This is a genomic window from Pseudomonas sp. LBUM1657 (assembly GCF_059716075.1).
The window spans coordinates 1742517-1757086 of the sequence record NZ_CP166799.1 but is presented as its reverse complement, the minus strand read 5'-3'; the positions used below and the strand labels follow the sequence as shown (position 1 = coordinate 1757086).

At 59.7% G+C, this 14570-nt stretch carries 14 protein-coding genes; 10 read left to right on the top strand and 4 right to left on the bottom strand.

Annotated elements, in window-relative coordinates; genetic code table 11:
* Positions 1 to 41 precede the first annotated feature (41 nt).
* Positions 42 to 410: a hypothetical protein gene (locus ACA055_RS08020; protein WP_497683139.1), complete on the bottom strand. Its 369-nt coding sequence runs from the start codon at positions 408 to 410 to the stop codon at positions 42 to 44.
* Between the two features lie 223 nt (positions 411 to 633).
* On the opposite strand from ACA055_RS08020, the gene ACA055_RS08015 reads away from it, so the two are divergent.
* Both ACA055_RS08015 and ACA055_RS08010 read left to right on the top strand, forming a co-directional pair.
* Entirely contained in the window at positions 634 to 1932 is a 1299-nt protein-coding gene (locus tag ACA055_RS08015; protein WP_497683138.1) for a serine/threonine protein kinase, read from the top strand.
* A complete protein-coding gene (locus tag ACA055_RS08010) occupies positions 1925 to 2713 on the top strand; it encodes an MlaA family lipoprotein (protein WP_497683137.1) in 789 nt (262 codons plus the stop codon). Before ACA055_RS08015 ends, ACA055_RS08010 begins: the two co-directional genes overlap by 8 nt.
* A gap of 190 nt (positions 2714 to 2903) precedes the next feature.
* Here the strand turns inward: ACA055_RS08010 and ACA055_RS08005 are convergent, their stop codons facing one another.
* On the bottom strand, positions 2904 to 3818 hold the full coding sequence (locus ACA055_RS08005; RefSeq protein ID WP_497683136.1) for a DUF808 domain-containing protein: 915 nt from the start codon (positions 3816 to 3818) through the stop codon (positions 2904 to 2906).
* Positions 3819 to 3953: 135 nt separating this feature from the next.
* On the opposite strand from ACA055_RS08005, the gene ACA055_RS08000 reads away from it, so the two are divergent.
* Positions 3954 to 4562 carry a TetR/AcrR family transcriptional regulator gene (locus ACA055_RS08000; protein WP_497683135.1) on the top strand — a complete coding sequence of 203 codons (609 nt, stop codon included), beginning with the start codon at positions 3954 to 3956 and terminating at the stop codon, positions 4560 to 4562.
* 110 nt (positions 4563 to 4672) lie between these two features.
* Here the strand turns inward: ACA055_RS08000 and ACA055_RS07995 are convergent, their stop codons facing one another.
* Together ACA055_RS07995 and ACA055_RS07990 are read right to left on the bottom strand one after the other, a co-directional pair.
* Entirely contained in the window at positions 4673 to 5131 is a 459-nt protein-coding gene (locus ACA055_RS07995; RefSeq protein WP_497683134.1) for an REP-associated tyrosine transposase, read from the bottom strand.
* A 212-nt stretch (positions 5132 to 5343) separates the two neighbouring features.
* Entirely contained in the window at positions 5344 to 5784 is a 441-nt protein-coding gene (locus ACA055_RS07990) for a GlcG/HbpS family heme-binding protein (RefSeq protein WP_497683133.1), read from the bottom strand.
* Positions 5785 to 6051: 267 nt separating this feature from the next.
* Between ACA055_RS07990 and gcl the strand changes: the two genes are divergently transcribed.
* The 7 genes from gcl (at position 6052) to ACA055_RS07955 (ending at position 14517) form a co-directional block, all read left to right on the top strand.
* The gene (gcl, locus tag ACA055_RS07985; protein ID WP_497683132.1) at positions 6052 to 7827 is read left to right on the top strand and encodes a glyoxylate carboligase; all 1776 of its coding nucleotides are present in this window, start codon (positions 6052 to 6054) and stop codon (positions 7825 to 7827) included.
* Between the two features lie 137 nt (positions 7828 to 7964).
* Positions 7965 to 8747, top strand: a complete 783-nt coding sequence (gene hyi, locus ACA055_RS07980; protein WP_192226085.1) for a hydroxypyruvate isomerase — start codon at positions 7965 to 7967, stop codon at positions 8745 to 8747.
* Positions 8748 to 8898: 151 nt separating this feature from the next.
* Positions 8899 to 9789 carry a 2-hydroxy-3-oxopropionate reductase gene (locus ACA055_RS07975; RefSeq protein WP_497683131.1) on the top strand — a complete coding sequence of 297 codons (891 nt, stop codon included), beginning with the start codon at positions 8899 to 8901 and terminating at the stop codon, positions 9787 to 9789.
* A 150-nt stretch (positions 9790 to 9939) separates the two neighbouring features.
* The gene (locus tag ACA055_RS07970; RefSeq protein ID WP_497683130.1) at positions 9940 to 11220 is read left to right on the top strand and encodes a glycerate kinase type-2 family protein; all 1281 of its coding nucleotides are present in this window, start codon (positions 9940 to 9942) and stop codon (positions 11218 to 11220) included.
* Positions 11210 to 12625 carry a pyruvate kinase gene (gene pyk, locus ACA055_RS07965; protein WP_497683129.1) on the top strand — a complete coding sequence of 472 codons (1416 nt, stop codon included), beginning with the start codon at positions 11210 to 11212 and terminating at the stop codon, positions 12623 to 12625. Before ACA055_RS07970 ends, pyk begins: the two co-directional genes overlap by 11 nt.
* Before the next feature lie 131 nt (positions 12626 to 12756).
* On the top strand, positions 12757 to 13671 hold the full coding sequence (locus tag ACA055_RS07960) for an urea transporter (protein WP_497683128.1): 915 nt from the start codon (positions 12757 to 12759) through the stop codon (positions 13669 to 13671).
* A gap of 21 nt (positions 13672 to 13692) precedes the next feature.
* Entirely contained in the window at positions 13693 to 14517 is an 825-nt protein-coding gene (locus tag ACA055_RS07955; protein ID WP_497683127.1) for an ion transporter, read from the top strand.
* Positions 14518 to 14570 lie beyond the last annotated feature (53 nt).

Here is a 14570-nt window from a genome sequence, read left to right as displayed (position 1 = left end):
CGGTCGAGTGTGGGAGCGGGCTTGCTCGCGAATACTGACTATCAAGCGCTACGGGAAGCCCGGACCAACCGCAAAGCAGCAATCACCACCGCAAACACCGCCAAAGTTGTGTTGTACAACGCCAGCGCCGGAAACCCGAACACCAGCGCCAGCACTGCCAACCACCACCCTGCCCGACCCGGCAGTACAAAACTGGTCACCGCAGCAGCCAACGCCGCCCAGCCCAATACCTTGAAATGAATCATCAAGCCCAGGCTCGACCGGACCTGGCATTCCCAGCGACTCGCTTCGTCCACGCAGATGCCGACCCACTGCGCATCCTCCATGAAGCCATAACGCGCGCCATAACTGGCGGCCAGCCATAAAGGCAGCAAAACAAGCAGCAGAATCACGGGCAGACGGCGGGACATGAAGCACTCCAATAAACGAAAACGGCGGCCAGCTTAATCCTCCGACAGCGGTTAGCAAACGCACGAAACAGATAATTGGTCACGAAACAGCTGCAAAGTGTATCGTCCAGCTACCATTGCTCTGAAATTAGGCCTGTTTGGTGCCGCTGCATGGCACTTTGGCGCAAATCCGGTGGTCATACCTGCGAACTTTATTCGGCACCTTCCTCTAAGGGATCTAGTCATGCTCCGTTCCTTGCGCTTCGCCGCCCTGTTTGGCGGCCTTATTTTGAGTGCGTCTGCACTGGCGGCCGACATCGACGCCGCCAGCTATGGCTACCCCTTGACCAACCCGTTCGAGGCGACCATCGCCACGACACCGCCGGACTTGCGCCCGGAGTTGCCGCTGGACGACGACATTAATCAGGAGACCCGCAGCGTCACGTTGCGCCCGGAGCGTGAATTCGAATTGCCGGACAACTTCTGGCCGGTGAAGAAACTCACCTATCGCATCGCCACCCAGGATAAAGCAGCACCGCTGATCTTCCTGATCGCCGGCACCGGCGCGCGCTACGACAGCACCCTCAACGAATACCTGAAAAAGCTCTACTACAAGGCTGGCTATCACGTGGTGCAACTGTCGTCGCCCACCAGCTTCGACTTCATGAGCTCCGCCTCACGCTTTGCCACACCCGGTATCACCAAGGAAGACGCCGAAGACATGTACCGGGTGATGCAGGCCGTGCGCGCGCAAAACCCTGATGTGCCGGTCACCGATTACTACCTGACCGGTTACAGCCTGGGCGCACTGGATGCGGCATTCGTCGCACACCTCGATGAAACCCGCCGCAGCTTCAACTTCAAGAAAGTCTTGTTGCTGAACCCGCCGGTCAACCTCTACACCTCGATCACCAATCTGGACAAGCTGGTGCAAACCGAGGTCAAGGGCATCAACAACACCACCACTTTTTATGAACTGGTGCTCGACAAACTGACCCGCTACTTCCAGCAAAAGGGCTACATCGACCTCAACGATGCGCTGCTCTACGACTTCCAGCAGTCCAAGCAGCACCTGAGCAACGAACAGATGGCCATGCTGATCGGCACCTCGTTCCGCTTCTCGGCGGCCGACATTGCCTTCACCTCGGACCTGATCAACCGTCGCGGCCTGATCACCCCACCGAAATACCCGATTACCGAAGGCACCACGCTCACGCCGTTCCTCAAGCGCGCGCTGCAATGCGACTTCGATTGCTACATCACTGAACAGGTCATCCCGATGTGGCGTGCCCGCACCGACGGCGGCAGCCTGCTGCAACTGATCGACCAGGTCAGTTTGTATGCGCTGAAGGATTACCTGCGCGACAGCCCGAAAATCGCCGTCATGCACAACGCCGACGACGTGATCCTCGGCCCCGGCGACCTCGGTTTCCTGCGCAAGACCTTTGGCGATCGCTTGACCGTTTATCCGCTGGGCGGCCATTGCGGCAACCTTAATTACCGCGTCAACAGCGACGCCATGCTGGAGTTCTTCCGTGGCTAAATATCTCCTGCTAATCGCAGCGTTACTCTGTGCAGGCGTCGCCAATGCCGACAACAGCAAAGCCAACGCCCCTGTCGTGGTCGACAGTGACGGTTTCAAGGAACCGCTGAGCAAACTCAAATTCAACCCGGGGCTGGATCAGCGCGAGTTCGAGCGCTCGACGCTCAACGCGCTGAACGTCTACGACCCGTTGGAAGAGTGGAACCGCCGCGTCTACCACTTCAACTATCGCTTCGACCAATGGGTGTTCCTGCCCGTAGTCGACGGCTATCGCTACATCACGCCGAGCTTCCTGCGCACGGGCGTGAGCAACTTCTTCAACAACCTCGGCGACGTGCCGAACCTGATGAACAGCTTGCTGCAGTTCAAAGGCCAGCGTTCGATGGAAACCACCGCGCGCCTGCTGCTCAACACCACCGTAGGCATCGCCGGCCTGTGGGACCCGGCCACCGCCATGGGCCTTCCGCGCCAGGCCGAAGACTTCGGCCAGACGCTGGGCTTCTACGGCGTACCGAGCGGCGCCTACTTCGTATTGCCGATCCTCGGCCCCTCGAACATCCGCGACACCGGCGGGCTGGCGGTGGACTTCACCGCAGAATCGGCGATCAACTTCCTGAACGTCGCGGAAGTCAGCTCCAACCATCCGGAGGTCTGGCTATTGCGCGCCGTCGACAAGCGCTACCAGACCGGCTTCCGCTACGGTCAGCTGAACACGCCGTTCGAGTACGAGAAAGTGCGTTACGTGTACACCGAGTCGCGCAAGTTGCAGATTGCCGAGTAATTTCGGCGGCAATAAAAAAGGCCATTCGATGCGAGTCGAATGGCCTTATTCATGCGTGGCGGATCAGACACCACGAGTCAACTGTGGGAGCGGGCTTGCTCGCGAAGAGGCCATAACATTGAGCATCTATGTTGACTGATACACCGCTTTCGCGAGCAAGCCCGCCCCCACATTTAGATCGTGTTCGACTTCAGCCTTTCATAGTTTTCCAGATTTTGCTGACAGCCATCACACCCGCCAACACCACCGCCCCAGCGACAATCCCCGCCACCGCATTCAGCAACGTCGGCACGATAAATCCGGCACCACCGACACCCGCGCTGACGCTTTCGATCCAGTGATGAACCACCGGCACGCCATGGGTGAGAATCCCGCCGCCTACCAGGAACATTGCCGCCGTGCCGATCACCGACAGGCTTTTCATCATGTACGGTGCCGCACGCAGAATGCCGCCGCCGATGCTTTTGGCCATTTGCCCAGGCTTCTGGGTCATCCACAAACCCAGGTCGTCGAGTTTGACGATGCCCGCCACCAGGCCATAGACGCCTATGGTCATGACGATGGCGATGCCCGACAGCACCATGACCTGCTGGGTCAGAGACGCATCAGCCACGGTCCCGAGGGTGATGGCGATGATTTCCGCCGAAAGGATGAAGTCGGTGCGGATGGCCCCCTTGATCTTGTCTTTCTCGAACGCCACCAGATCGACCGCCGGATCGGCCACAGCTTCGACCAGCTCGGCATGCTCGGCCTGCTCTTCAGCCTTGCTGTGCAAAAACTTATGGGCGAGTTTCTCGAAACCTTCGAAACACAGGTAAGCACCACCGACCATCAATAGCGGCGTGACCATCCACGGAATGAACGCACTGATGGCCAAGGCCGACGGCACCAGGATCAGTTTGTTGAGAAACGAGCCCTTGGCGACCGCCCACACCACCGGGATTTCCCGCTCGGCACGCACGCCGGAGACTTGCTGGGCGTTGAGCGCCAGGTCATCGCCGAGCACGCCGGCCGTCTTTTTCGCGGCCATTTTGGTCATCAACGCCACATCGTCGAGGACCGCGGCAATGTCGTCGATCAACAACAGCAAACTGCTTCCTGCCATGAATCTGGTTTCCTTCGAATAGTGAATGCTGCGCAGCATAGCGCGGCCCAACGTACTGCGGGGCATTCTTGAGCGTCGCGCGAGGCCGGTGCTACCATGCGCAACCGCCAGAACAGGCAAGGAACCCCCTGGTTTATGAGCACTATCCGCGAGCGCAACAAAGAACTGATCCTGCGTGCCGCCAGTGAAGAATTTGCCGACAAGGGCTTCGCTGCGACCAAAACCAGTGACATCGCAGCCAAAGCGGGATTGCCCAAGCCCAACGTCTACTACTACTTCAAATCCAAGGAAAACCTCTACCGCGAGGTCCTGGAAAGTATCATCGAGCCCATCCTGCAGGCCTCGACGCCGTTCAACGCCGATGGCGTGCCCAGCGAAGTGCTGAGCGGCTACATCCGCTCGAAAATCCGCATCTCCCGGGATTTACCGTTTGCGTCCAAAGTGTTCGCCAGCGAGATCATGCACGGCGCGCCCCACCTGAGCGCCGACCTGGTCGAACAGCTCAACGGCCAGGCCCGGCACAACATCGACTGCATCCAGACCTGGATCGATCGCGGCCAGATAGCCCCCATCGACCCGAACCACCTGATGTTCAGCATCTGGGCCGCCACCCAGACCTACGCCGACTTCGACTGGCAAATCACCGCCATCACCGGCAAGGCCAAGCTGGATGAAAGCGATTACGAAGCAGCGGCGCAGACGATTATCCGGTTGGTGTTGAAGGGGTGTGAGCCGGATCGGTAGACCGCAGCGCGGCTGTTCGCGAGCAAGCCCGCTCCCACTCTGGATTTTTGGTGCTCACAAATCCCCTGTGGGAGCGAGCCTGCTCGCGAAGAAAGCAACTCTATTTCAATTCAAACCCAAATCGCATCCCACAACGGATAGTCGCCCAGCTTTTCAACTAGTCCCGCCCGCAATGGGTTGGCAACAACATACCGCGCCATCTTCACTAAGTCCTCTTCTCTCCTTAACGCTCGGTCGTGATAACCCTGCTGCCAGAGTGGCCCATTCCTATTACTGAAAAGGTTCACCTCTCGAGTAATCAATGATTTGGTTTGACGCATCAATTTACTGAGCGAACATTTTTCCAATTCGACCAGCCAGTGAAAGTGATCAGGCATAACTACCCAAGCCAGTGAATTCACCAACCCCAGATTCTGTGCTTGGCGAAATTGATGCACTACCAATCTGCCCAAAGCGAAATCCTCAAAAACCGGTTCACGATTTAGCGTATTGGTGGTGAGTAAATAGATTCGGTTGGGCTCGGCATAGCGACCCGTTCTCAGACGATGTGAAGCGGGTAAATCAGGCATTCCTTTGCCTCTCTCATGATTCATCCATTAGAAAAGCTAGACCTGGAAATGGCGGGTGGTGATAGAGACTATTAGCTGGATGTGTCTGGTAGATAGCCATCGCGGGCAAGCCCGCTCCCACAGGGTCTGTTGGTGTACACAAAATATGTGAACGCCGCCGATCCTTGTGGGAGCGGGCTTGCCCGCGATGGCAATTGCTCAGACGCTGAAGATCAAGCAGTAACCCCCGCATCCGCCCGCAACCCCAACGCCTCAATCGCATTGATCGCACACTGCTCATCGACATCAGACAGATCACCGCTGATCCCGACAGCCCCCAGCACGTTCCCGTCCTGATCCCGAATCAATACACCACCCGGTGCCGGCACGACGCTGCCCTGCCCCAAACTGTTCAACGCGGCGATAAACGCCGGGCGTTGTTGTGCGTCCAGCGCCAGCAGGCGTGACCCCTTGCCCAGGGCAATGGCGCCCCAGGCTTTGCCGATGGCGATCTGCGGGCGTAGCAGGCTGGCGCCGTCTTCGCGTTGCAGGGAGATCAGGTGCCCACCGGCGTCCAGTACCGCGATGGCCAAGGGAGCCGCGGAGATTGCACGCCCTGCGGAGATGGCCTGACTGGTCAGGTTGACTGCAACTTTCAAGGTTAAAGCGCTCATGGTGCCGTCCTCATTTTGTTATAGGGAAAGCTGTTGGCCTTCTTTTTGTTCAGAAGTCCGATGCAACAAATAGAACACAATGAGTTATTTTTTTGTATACAATAATTCTCGAAAAGCGCCACATGCGACGAAAAGCCACAGTAGAACGGGCTTCCGACGAATGAAACGGGCGCTTGAGAAAATGGATTGACCTGCGCCGTCCGCCGTGAATACACTCTGCGCAAAGCAACTTGTATACAATTACAAAACGTAAGAGGCACCAAAACCATGAGCAAAATGAGAGCAATCGAAGCCGCCGTTCTGGTGATGCGCCGTGAAGGGGTTGATACCGCTTTTGGCATCCCGGGCGCCGCGATCAACCCGCTGTACTCCGCCCTGCAGAAGGTCGGTGGCATCGATCACGTCCTCGCTCGCCACGTTGAAGGCGCCTCGCACATGGCCGAGGGTTACACCCGCACCAAGGCTGGCAACATTGGCGTGTGCATCGGGACTTCGGGCCCTGCCGGTACTGACATGGTCACCGGGCTCTATAGCGCCTCGGCCGACTCGATCCCGATTCTTTGCATCACCGGGCAAGCACCCCGCGCCCGTATGCACAAGGAAGACTTCCAGGCCGTCGACATCACCGCCATCGTCAAGCCAGTGACCAAGTGGGCAACCACCGTCATGGAACCGGGCCAAGTGCCTTATGCATTCCAGAAAGCCTTCTACGAAATGCGCTCCGGCCGTCCGGGCCCGGTGCTGATCGACCTGCCGTTCGACGTGCAGATGGCTGAAATCGAATTCGACATCGACGCCTACGAACCACTGCCGCTGGCCAAGCCAACCGCTAACCGCGTGCAAATCGAGAAGGCCCTGGCCATGCTCGATCAGGCCGAGCGTCCATTGCTGGTCGCCGGTGGCGGCATCATCAATGCCGACGCCAGCGAGTTGCTGGTGGAATTCGCCGAGCTGACCGGCATTCCGGTCATTCCGACCCTGATGGGTTGGGGCACCATCCCGGACGATCACCCGTTGATGGTCGGCATGGTCGGTCTGCAAACTTCGCACCGCTACGGCAACGCGACGATGCTCAAATCCGACGTCGTGCTGGGCATCGGTAACCGTTGGGCCAACCGTCACACCGGTTCGATCGACGTGTACACCGAAGGTCGCAAGTTCATTCACGTCGACATCGAGCCGACGCAAATCGGCCGTGTGTTCAACCCGGACTTGGGCATCGTGTCCGACGCCGCTGCCGCGCTGACCGTGTTCATCGAAGTCGCTCGCGAATGGCAAGCCGCCGGCAAGTTGAAAAACCGCAGCGCCTGGCTGCAAGACTGCCAGCAGCGCAAAGCCAGCCTGCAACGCAAAACCCACTTCGACAACGTGCCGGTCAAGCCGCAGCGCGTGTACGAAGAGATGAACCAGGTGTTTGGCAAAGACACCTGCTACGTCAGCACCATCGGTCTGTCGCAGATTGCCGGCGCGCAGTTCCTGCACGTCTACAAACCGCGTCACTGGATCAACTGCGGTCAGGCCGGCCCGTTGGGCTGGACCATTCCGGCGGCGCTGGGCGTGGTCAAGGCTGATCCGAGCCGCAAGGTCGTAGCGCTGTCGGGCGATTATGATTTCCAGTTCATGATCGAAGAATTGGCGGTAGGCGCGCAGTTCAAACTGCCGTACATCCACGTTGTGGTAAACAACTCGTACCTGGGGCTGATTCGTCAGGCCCAGCGCGGTTTCGACATGGACTACTGCGTGCAGCTGTCCTTCGATAACCTGAACGCGCCGGAACTCAACGGTTACGGTGTCGATCACGTCGCGGTGGCCGAGGGCCTCGGTTGCAAGGCGCTGCGGGTGTTCGAACCGGGTCAGATCCAGCCTGCCCTGCGCAAGGCTCAGGAACTGATCGAAGAGTTCAAGGTGCCAGTGATCGTCGAGATCATCCTGGAGCGCGTGACCAACATTTCCATGGGCACCGAGATCAACGCCGTCAACGAATTCGAAGACCTGGCGCTGGTCGGCAACGATGCGCCAACGGCGATTTCGTTGCTCGATTAACTGCTGATCGTTCCCACTGTAGACGCGGGCTTGCTCGCGAAGGCGGCTTCACATTCAACAGAGATGTTGACCGACACACCGCTTTCACGAGCAGGCCCGCTCCCACAGGGGACCTCACACACTTACGGGAGACCACCATGCCGCGTTTCGCAGCCAACCTGTCCATGCTGTTCACCGAACAGGATTTTCTTGCCCGTTTCGAAGCGGCCGCCAAGGCCGGCTTCAGTGGTGTCGAATACCTGTTCCCCTACGACTTCAGCTCTGCCGAGATCAAGGCCAAGCTCGATGCCAACGGTCTGACCCAGGTGCTGTTCAACCTGCCGGCCGGTGACTGGGCCAAGGGCGAACGCGGTATCGCGTGCCTGCCGGATCGGGTTGAAGAGTTCCGCGCCGGTGTCGATCTGGCAATCGCCTACGCGCAAGTGTTGGGCAATACCCAGGTCAACTGCCTGGCAGGTATCCGCCCACAGGGCGTCGACGATGCCACCGTGGAAAAAACCTTTGTCGCCAACCTCAAGTACGCAGCCGACAAGCTGCAAGCGGCGGGCATCAAACTGGTGATGGAAGCGATCAACACCCGCGACATTCCGGGTTTCTACCTGAACAACACGGCGCAAGCCCTGTCGATTCGCGAACAGGTCGGCAGCGCCAATCTGTTCCTGCAATACGACATCTATCACATGCAAATCATGGAGGGCGACCTGGCCCGCACACTGCAATCGCACCTGAGCGAAATCAATCACGTGCAGTTGGCGGACAACCCAGGACGCAACGAACCGGGCACCGGTGAAATCAATTACCGCTTCCTGTTCGAACACCTGGACCGCATCGGTTATCAGGGCTGGGTCGGTTGCGAGTACAAGCCGCTGACCACCACTGAAGCGGGCCTGGGCTGGCTGAAAACCCATAACGCGATTTAACGCAATCCCCTGTGGGAGCGGGCTTGCTCGCGAATGCGGAACGACATTCAACACCCCTGTCGACTGATCCACCGCTTTCGCGAGCAAGCCCGCCCACACAAAGCGCTTCTCTATTTGCTTGCGAGCAACACAAAAACAAGAGGATTTTCTCATGGCTAAAATCGGATTTATCGGCACCGGCATCATGGGCCACCCAATGGCGTTGAACCTGCAGAAAGCCGGTCACAGCCTGTTCCTGTCGGCGCACCACGACCCCGCTCCTGCTGATCTGGTTGCCGGTGGCGCCGTCGCTCTGGCGAACCCGAAAGAAGTCGCCCAGGAAGCCGAATTCATCATCGTCATGGTGCCGGATACCCCGCAGGTCGATGACGTGCTGTTCCGCGCCGACGGCGTTGCGGCCGGTGTTGGCAAAGGCAAAGTCGTGATCGACATGAGCTCGATCTCGCCGACCGCCACCAAAGCTTTCGCCGCCAAGATCAACGAAAAAGGCGCCCAGTACCTCGACGCGCCAGTGTCCGGCGGTGAAGTCGGCGCCAAGGCTGCGAGCCTGAGCATCATGGTCGGCGGCGATGCCGACGCCTTCGAACGCGTCCTGCCGCTGTTCCAGGCCATGGGCAAGAACATCACCCTGGTCGGTGGCAACGGCGACGGTCAAACCGCGAAAGTGGCGAACCAGATCATCGTGGCGCTGAACATCCAGGCCGTGGCCGAAGCCCTGCTGTTCGCTTCGAAAAACGGCGCTGACCCAGCCAAAGTGCGTGAAGCGCTGATGGGTGGTTTCGCTTCGTCGAAGATCCTCGAAGTGCACGGTGAGCGCATGATCAAAGGCACCTTCGACCCGGGCTTCCGCATCAGCCTGCACCAGAAGGACCTGAACCTGGCCCTGCAAGGTGCCAAGGAGCTGAACATCAACCTGCCGAACACCGCCAACGCGCAGCAAGTGTTCAGCACCTGCGCAGCCATCGGTGGCAGTAACTGGGACCACTCGGCGCTGATCAAGGGCCTGGAACACATGGCGAATTTCTCGATTCGCGATAAGTAAGCCCTGCACCAAAACCTGTGGGAGCGGGCTTGCTCGCGAAAGCGGCCTTACATTCAACTGATAGGTTGACTGACACACCGCCTTCGCGAGCAAGCCCGCCCCCACAGGACCGAGTTGCCCTCCAAATAACAAGAAATCCGGGAGCCCGCCATGTCGGTCAATCCGCAACAATTCCTGCGCGAGCTGTTTGCCACAGCCATTGATGCGGCCCATCCGCAGCAAGTCCTCGAAGCCCATTTGCCCAAAGATCGCAGCGGTCGGGTGATCGTCATTGGCGCCGGCAAAGCCGCAGCGGCCATGGCCCAGGTGGTCGAGCGCTGCTGGCAGGGTGAAGTCACCGGTTTAGTGGTGACCCGTTACGGTCACGGCGCCCCGTGCGAAAAAATCGAAGTGGTCGAAGCCGCGCACCCGGTGCCGGATGCAGCCGGTCAGGCAGTCGCCAAACGTGTATTTGAACTGGTCAGCAACCTGACCGAAGACGACCGCGTGATCTTCCTGCTTTCGGGCGGTGGGTCGGCGTTGCTGGCCCTGCCCGCCGCCGGTATCACCCTGGCCGACAAACAGTCGATCAACAAAGCCCTGCTTAAATCCGGCGCGACCATCGGCGAGATGAACTGCGTGCGCAAGCACCTCTCGGCGATCAAGGGCGGCCGTCTCGGCAAGGCCTGCTGGCCTGCCACTGTTTATACCTATGCGATTTCCGATGTGCCGGGCGACCTCGCCACGGTCATCGCCTCCGGCCCGACCGTGGCCGACCCGAGCACTTCCACCGAAGCCTTGGCGATCCTCAAGCGCTACGGCATCGACGTTCCGGCCTCGGTGCGCAACTGGCTGCAAAGCCCGGAATCGGAGACGGTCAAACCCGGTGATCCGAGCCTGGCGCGCAGCCACTTCCAGTTGATCGCACGCCCACAACAATCCCTGGAAGCGGCTGCGGTGAAAGCCCGTCAGGCCGGTTTCAGTCCGCTGATTCTTGGCGACCTGGAAGGTGAATCCCGCGAAGTAGCCAAGGTTCACGCCGGCATCGCGCGGCAAGTGGTCCTGCATGGTCAGCCGTTGGCGGCGCCGTGTGTGATTCTTTCTGGCGGCGAAACCACCGTGACCGTGCGCGGCGATGGCCGTGGCGGACGCAACGCCGAATTCCTGCTGAGCCTGACCGACAGCCTCAAGGGCCTGCCCGGCGTCTACGCCCTGGCCGGCGACACCGATGGCATCGACGGCTCCGAGGACAACGCCGGCGCGATCATGACGCCGGAGAGCTACGCCCGTGCCGCCGCACTGGGCCTGAGCGCCAGCGACGAGTTGGACAACAACAATGGCTACGGCTATTTCGAGGCGCTGGACGCACTGATCGTCACCGAGCCGACCCGCACCAACGTCAACGACTTCCGCGCCATCCTGATCCTCGAGAGCCCTAAAAATGACGCCTGATAAAAAGGTCAAAATCCTCGCCACCCTCGGCCCGGCCACCGACGGCATCGATGACATCCGTGAGCTGGTGCAGGCCGGGGTCAACATCTTTCGCCTGAACTTCAGCCACGGCGATCACGCCGACCACGCCCAGCGCTACCAGTGGATTCGTGAAGTCGAACGCCAGCTCAATTATCCACTGGGCATTCTGATGGACCTGCAAGGCCCGAAACTGCGGGTCGGCAAATTCGCCGAAGGCAAGGTGCAACTGCATCGCGGTCAGGCGTTGCGCCTGGACCTCGACCCGACGCCGGGCGATCAACGCCGGGTCAACCTGCCCCACCCGGAAATCATCGCCGCGCTGGAGCCAGGCATGGACCTGCTGCTGGACGATGGCAAGCTGCGTCTGCGGGTGGTGACCAAGTACTCCGACGCCATCGACACCACCGTGCTCAACGGCGGCGAACTGTCGGACCGCAAAGGTGTGAATGTGCCGCAAGCGGTGCTCGAGTTGAGCCCGCTGACTGCCAAGGATCGCCGCGACTTGAGTTTCGGTCTGGAGCTGGGTGTGGACTGGGTCGCGCTGTCGTTCGTGCAGCGTCCGGAAGACATTCGCGAAGCCCGCGAACTGATCGGTGATAAAGCGTTTCTGATGGCCAAGATCGAGAAACCATCGGCCGTCACTCAACTGCAAGAAATCGCCGAATTGAGCGATGCGATCATGGTCGCGCGCGGTGATCTTGGCGTGGAAGTGCCGGCCGAAAGCGTGCCGCAGATTCAGAAGAACATCATCACCATCTGCCGCCAACTGGGCAAACCGGTGGTGGTGGCGACCCAGATGCTGGAGTCGATGCGCTTCTCCCCGGCGCCGACCCGTGCCGAAGTGACTGACGTTGCCAACGCCGTGGCGGAAGGTGCCGATGCGGTCATGTTGTCGGCGGAAACCGCGTCCGGCGAGTACCCGCTGGAAGCCGTGCAGATGATGAGCAAGATCATTCGCCAGGTGGAAAACGGCCCGGATTATCAGGCGCAACTGGATGTGAGCCGGCCGAAGGCTGAGGCGACTGTTTCCGACGCCATCAGCTGCGCGATCCGCCGCATCAGCAATGTGCTGCCGGTGGCGGTGCTGGTGAACTACAGCGAGTCCGGCACCTCAAGTCTGCGTGCGGCACGGGAACGGCCGACGGTGCCGATCCTGAACCTGACGCCGAACCTGCAGACCGCTCGCCGCTTGACCGTGGCGTGGGGCGTGCACTCGGTGGTCAATGATCGGCTGCGGCAGGTGGATGAGGTGTGCTCGACGGCGCTGGAGATTGCTCAGGCACAGGGCATGGCTCAGCGTGGCGACACCTTGCTGATCACGGCGGGTGTGCCGTTCGGGCAGCCGGGGTCGACGAACTCGCTGCGTATCGAGACGTTGATCTAGCGCCTGCACCGGCCTCTTCGCGAGCAAGCCCGCTCCCACATTTAATTTGTGATCGACACAAAACTAATGTGGGAGCGGGCTTGCTCGCGAAGCAGGCAACACGGTTTAACTGAAACACCAAAGACTTCATCATGCCTGCCAACCACTTCAACACCCACTGCCCCGATTGGGCCACTGCCCTGCTCAACGGTTTCAGCCAGATCTTTCTCCAGCGCCATCCGCTGTGCGGTCTGCTGTGTCTGTTGGCGATTCTTTTTACGGCCCCGGTCTTGCTCGGCGGTGCGCTGCTGGGCGGTGTCGCCGGATTGCTTACCGCGCAACGTCGCGGCTATGCCAAGGCCGATCGTCAGGCCGGGCTCTTCAGCTACAACGGTGTGTTGCTCGGCTTGCTGCTGAGCCTGTATTTCCCATGGTCGGCTATGTTGCCGCCGCTGATCATCGCGTGTGGCGGTCTGAGCGCAATGCTGACCCAGCAATGGCTCAAGCGTGCCCGCGATCACCAATGCCTGCCCGCCTACACCGCGCCCTTCGTCGGGTTGAGCTGGTTGCTGCTCTCATTTGCCGCGCCCCAACAGCCTGCGCCGCTGATCGAAATGAACACCCTCAACCTGATCGCCGCCTCATTGAAAGGCCTGGGTCAGGTGATATTTCTCGGCCATCCACTGGCCGGCGCGCTGATCGCCGTGGGTTTGCTGATCGCTGATCGCCGTGCTTTTTTGTGGGCGCTGCTCGGTTCGGTTGCCGGTCTCGGCTTCGCGCTGCTGCACCACGAAACCTCCAGTGCCCTGCTCGGCTTGAGCGGCTACAACCCGGTACTGGCCGCGCTCGCTTTCAGCCAGGTTCGCCGCCAACCGTGGCTGCCGCTGCTGGGCATTGTGCTGGCGGTATTGCTCACACCGGGCTTCGCCGCGCTCGGTCTAGCCACGCTGACCGCGCCCTTCATCCTTGCCTGCTGGCTGATCCGCGCCGGCATTCGCGTGCTGCGCCAGGCCGCCGTGGACAGCGCGCCTTGCACTCTTGGGGAGAATCAACCTAGGCTGCGCTGATCATTGGTTCAGGCGTTTTCCATGGACAGCAGCAAAAACTGGCGCGATCGCCTCTACGTCATGATTTTCCAGAGCGACACAGTGGCCGGCCGGCGCTTCGACGGCATTCTGCTGTTGATCATCCTCGCCAGCCTGGTGATCGTGATGCTCGACAGCATCGACACCATTCACCAGAACTACGCCAACGTGCTGGCGTATATCGAATGGGGCTTCACCGTCATTTTCGCCATCGAGTACGGCCTGCGCCTGTACTGCTCCCCCAAACCCTTGCGTTATGCCTTCAGCTTTTACGGATTGGTGGATTTGCTAGCGATCGTGCCCGGCATCCTTGCGCTGTATTACGCCGATGCGCAGTACCTGCTGATCATCCGGATCATTCGGATGCTGCGGATTTTCCGCGTACTCAAGCTCAGTCCGTATCTGAAACAAGCCAATTATTTAATGTCAGCCCTGCGGGGCAGCAAGCAGAAGATCGTGGTGTTTCTGGTCAGCGTCTGCACGCTGGTGACGGTGTTCGGCACGTTGATGTATGTGATCGAGGGCCCGGAACATGGCTTCACCAGCATCCCCAAAGGCATCTATTGGGCTATCGTGACGCTGACCACCGTGGGCTTCGGCGACATCGTGCCCAAGACCCCCTTGGGGCAGGTGATTTCGTCGCTGGTGATGATCACCGGTTATTCGATCATCGCCGTACCGACGGGGATTTTCACCGCCGAACTCGCCAACGCCATGCGCGGTGAACAACTGCAAACCGATTGCCCGGTGTGCAAGAAAAACAGCCACGAAGCCGGCGCGGCCTTCTGCTCGCGGTGTGGCAATCAACTGTTTAAAAAACTGGAATAAGCAAAGCACTTTTTAATCTTTAAAGGACTATGCGAGCCCGGCTATAGTCGCTG

Bases quoted from the DNA above. Each gene is read 5' to 3' on its own strand.
- ACA055_RS07955 (WP_497683127.1), top strand. From the start codon at position 13,693: ATGGACAGCAGCAAAAACTGGCGCGATCGCCTCTACGTCATGATTTTC.
- ACA055_RS08020 (WP_497683139.1), bottom strand. From the start codon at position 410: ATGTCCCGCCGTCTGCCCGTGATTCTGCTGCTTGTTTTGCTGCCTTTA.
- pyk (WP_497683129.1), top strand. From the start codon at position 11,210: ATGACGCCTGATAAAAAGGTCAAAATCCTCGCCACCCTCGGCCCGGCC.
- gcl (WP_497683132.1), top strand. From the start codon at position 6,052: ATGAGCAAAATGAGAGCAATCGAAGCCGCCGTTCTGGTGATGCGCCGT.
- ACA055_RS07990 (WP_497683133.1), bottom strand. From the start codon at position 5,784: ATGAGCGCTTTAACCTTGAAAGTTGCAGTCAACCTGACCAGTCAGGCC.
- ACA055_RS07975 (WP_497683131.1), top strand. From the start codon at position 8,899: ATGGCTAAAATCGGATTTATCGGCACCGGCATCATGGGCCACCCAATG.
- ACA055_RS07970 (WP_497683130.1), top strand. From the start codon at position 9,940: ATGTCGGTCAATCCGCAACAATTCCTGCGCGAGCTGTTTGCCACAGCC.
- ACA055_RS08015 (WP_497683138.1), top strand. From the start codon at position 634: ATGCTCCGTTCCTTGCGCTTCGCCGCCCTGTTTGGCGGCCTTATTTTG.
- ACA055_RS08000 (WP_497683135.1), top strand. From the start codon at position 3,954: ATGAGCACTATCCGCGAGCGCAACAAAGAACTGATCCTGCGTGCCGCC.
- ACA055_RS07960 (WP_497683128.1), top strand. From the start codon at position 12,757: ATGCCTGCCAACCACTTCAACACCCACTGCCCCGATTGGGCCACTGCC.
- ACA055_RS07995 (WP_497683134.1), bottom strand. From the start codon at position 5,131: ATGCCTGATTTACCCGCTTCACATCGTCTGAGAACGGGTCGCTATGCC.
- hyi (WP_192226085.1), top strand. From the start codon at position 7,965: ATGCCGCGTTTCGCAGCCAACCTGTCCATGCTGTTCACCGAACAGGAT.
- ACA055_RS08005 (WP_497683136.1), bottom strand. From the start codon at position 3,818: ATGGCAGGAAGCAGTTTGCTGTTGTTGATCGACGACATTGCCGCGGTC.